General features: G+C 47.0%; 1 protein-coding gene. It reads left to right on the top strand.

Going from position 1 to position 655, the window contains the following annotated elements; translation table 11 throughout:
- A partial coding sequence (locus R7190_RS28085; protein ID WP_318137953.1) for a penicillin-binding protein activator occupies nucleotides 1–655 on the top strand: 655 nt, incomplete at both ends.

Below are 655 nucleotides of genomic sequence, written 5' to 3'. Positions count from 1 at the left end.
CATCAACGAAAACATCGATTTTGTTGTCGGCCCGCTGCAAAAAGAAAATGTCGAACTATTGCAAACCACAATGGATGGTTCAGCAAACAGTCCAGCCATTCCCGCACTGGCGTTGAATATTCCTGAAGATGTTCAGCCAGGTACCGACATTTGCTACCTAGCGTTGTCACCAGAGCAAGAAGTGGCTCAAGCTGCAAAATACTTGTTTAGCGAAGGCTATAGCTTCCCGCTGATCCTAGCGCCAAAAGGCAGCTACGGTGAGCGTGTTGTGCAAGCTTTCAATGAAGAATGGAGCAAGTACAGCTCAAACAAAGTCGCAACAAGCTACTTTGGTGATAAGCGCCAGCTACAAAAAGACATTAACGACGTCTTTGGATTACAAGAAAGCAAACAGCGTATCGCACAGATGCAATCGCTCATGCGCGTTAAGTTGGAAACACAGCCACGCAGTCGTCGTGATGTGGACGCAGTTTACATTGTCGCTCGTAGCTCTGAACTAACACTTATCAAACCATTCATTGAGGTCGCAATTAACCCAGATGCGAAGCCACCAAAACTGTTCTCGAACTCTCGTAGCAACAGCGGTGGTGCGACGTACGAAGACCTAACAGGCATTATCTACAGTGACATTCCGCTGTTAGTAAATCCAGACCCA

This window comes from Vibrio sp. 1078-1 (genome assembly GCF_033340475.1).
Note: the sequence above shows the minus strand (reverse complement) of the source record. Positions and strands in the feature narration are given on the sequence as shown.